This is a genomic window from Albidovulum sp. (assembly GCF_041919395.1).
Classification (GTDB): domain Bacteria; phylum Pseudomonadota; class Alphaproteobacteria; order Rhodobacterales; family Rhodobacteraceae; genus Albidovulum.
In genome coordinates, this window is record NZ_JAYRTX010000186.1 from 1 (window position 1) to 2,154 (window position 2,154).

The following is a 2,154-nucleotide window of genomic DNA, read 5'->3' on the forward strand; positions in this document are numbered from 1 at the left end:
ACGCCGGCTACGATCCGGTCTATGGCGCGCGGCCGCTGAAGCGGGTGATCCAGCGCGACCTGCAGGACCCCTTGGCCGAGATGATCCTGGCCGGAGAGGTGCGCGACGGCGACACGGTGTCGGTGGACGCGGGGCCGGAAGGGCTCGTCCTCGGCGATCGGGTCGTCGCCTCCAACCGGCCGCGCCCCGAGGGCGCTCCCCTCCACTGAGCCATGAGGGGGCGGCGATGGCCGCCCCTTTGTCTTTGCATCGCTTCTTCGCGGTCCCGGACGAATCATTACAGGCCGTCCACGCAGACGTGAGGCAGCTTTACTTTCGCGACGCCCCCCATAGCGGTAGGCTCCTCCTGCAAACGCAGGGAGAGTCTGATGGCCCGCCGCATCATGCGCGATCTGAAGTGGTGCGATGTCACGCCAAAGGCGGATTTCCTGACCCGCCGGCAACTTCTGGCCGGCGCTGCGGCGCTCGGGCTCGCAGGGCCGGCCACGGCGAAGCTGTCCTATGTGCAGTCGAAGTTCTCGACCGATGAGAAACCGAACGCGTTCGAGGACATCACCACCTACAACAACTTCTACGAATTCGGTACGGACAAGGGCGACCCTGCCGCTCATGCCTCGGCCCTGACGATCGATCCCTGGTCGGTGAAGATCGACGGCATGGTCGAGAAGCCGGGCGACTACGACCTTGCCGACATCCTTGCCGGCGTCACCCTGGAGGAGCGAATCTACCGCTTTCGCTGTGTCGAGGCCTGGTCGATGGTCGTGCCCTGGATCGGCTTCCCGCTCGGCGACCTTCTCGCGCGCGTCGGTGTCCAGCCTTCGGCTAAGTACGTTGCCTTCGAAACGATCGTTCGGCCGGAGGAGATGCCGGGCCAGCGCCGCGGGATTCTGGAATGGCCGTATCGTGAAGGGCTCAGGATGGACGAGGCGATGCATCCGCTGACGATCCTCGCGACCGGGCTCTATGGCGAGGCGATGCCGAAACAGAACGGCGCTCCGATCCGGCTCGTTGTGCCCTGGAAATACGGCTTCAAGTCGATCAAGTCGGTGGTGCGTATCACGCTCACCGACAGCCAGCCGAAGACGACGTGGAACATGCTGCAGCCGCGCGAGTATGGCTTCTATTCGAACGTGAACCCGGAAGTCGATCACCCGCGCTGGAGCCAGGCCACGGAACGCCGGATCGGCGAAGGACTCTTCGGCGGCCGCCACCCGACGCTCAAGTTCAATGGCTACGGAGATCTGGTTGCTTCGCTCTACGCGGGGCAGGACTTGGCGAAGGATTACTGATGTCCCTTGCCGGCGCCGTGAACCATGTGGCCCGGCGGGTTCCGGCCTGGACCATATATGTCGCCGGCACGACCCCGCCGGTGTGGCTCCTTTGGGCCGGGGCAAGCGGCGGTCTCGGAGCGGACCCGGTGAAGGCAATCGAGAGGACGCTCGGTCTTTGGGCACTCAAGCTGATCGTGGCCGGTTTGTGCATCACGCCGCTGCGGCGCTTCGCCGGAGTGAACCTCGTGAAGTATCGCCGTGCGGTCGGGCTTCTCGCGTTCTCTTACGTCGTCCTGCATTTCCTCGCGTGGCTCGTGCTGGACATGGGGATGCTCTGGGCCCAGGCGCTGGGCGATATCGTGAAGCGACCTTACGTGACGGTCGGCATGGTCGCGCTGGTGCTTCTCATTCCGCTTGCCGCGACCTCGAACGACTGGTCCCTGCGCGCGCTCGGCACGGCGCGATGGCGATGGCTGCACCGTCTCGTCTATCCGGCGGCCCTGCTCGGCGCGATCCACTTTGTCTGGCTGGTGAAAGCCTGGCCGCTGGAGCCCTTCGTGTATCTGGGAATAGTGATCGTTCTTCTCGCGCTGCGAGCGGTTTCGCCAGGAGTGCTCCGCGCGGGAAACGAAAAGGGGGCGAACCCGCCGCCCCCTCTCGCATCGTCCTGAGATCACCAATCAGGGCAGCAGCACACGGTCGATCACATGGATGACGCCGTTCGACGCCATGATGTCGGCGGTCACGACATTTGCCTTGTTCACCTTCACGCCCTTGCGGCCATCGACATGCACGGTCTTGCCGTTGACTGTCGCCACATCGAGGCGCTTCCCCGCGAGCTGGTCCGAGGTCACCGCGCCCGGAATCACGTGATAGGTGAGAA

The 2,154-nt window shown here is 64.7% G+C and carries 4 protein-coding genes; 3 read left to right on the forward strand and 1 reads right to left on the reverse strand.

What is annotated here, in order from left to right; genetic code table 11:
* From ACMUOO_RS17190 to msrQ, 3 genes are all read left to right on the forward strand, one after another.
* Positions 1-209: hypothetical protein (locus tag ACMUOO_RS17190; protein WP_413855806.1), on the forward strand; the 209-nt coding region annotated here is incomplete at its 5' end.
* 174 nt (positions 210-383) lie between these two features.
* A complete protein-coding gene (gene msrP, locus ACMUOO_RS17195) occupies positions 384-1,289 on the forward strand; it encodes a protein-methionine-sulfoxide reductase catalytic subunit MsrP (RefSeq protein WP_301920382.1) in 906 nt (301 codons plus the stop codon).
* Positions 1,289-1,942 carry a protein-methionine-sulfoxide reductase heme-binding subunit MsrQ gene (gene msrQ, locus ACMUOO_RS17200; RefSeq protein ID WP_301920205.1) on the forward strand — a complete coding sequence of 218 codons (654 nt, stop codon included), beginning with the start codon at positions 1,289-1,291 and terminating at the stop codon, positions 1,940-1,942. Before msrP ends, msrQ begins: the two co-directional genes overlap by 1 nt.
* Positions 1,943-1,951: 9 nt before the next feature.
* On the opposite strand, the gene ACMUOO_RS17205 is transcribed toward msrQ, so the two are convergent.
* On the reverse strand, positions 1,952-2,154 hold a 203-nt coding region (locus ACMUOO_RS17205; RefSeq protein WP_413855807.1), incomplete at its 5' end, for a fasciclin domain-containing protein.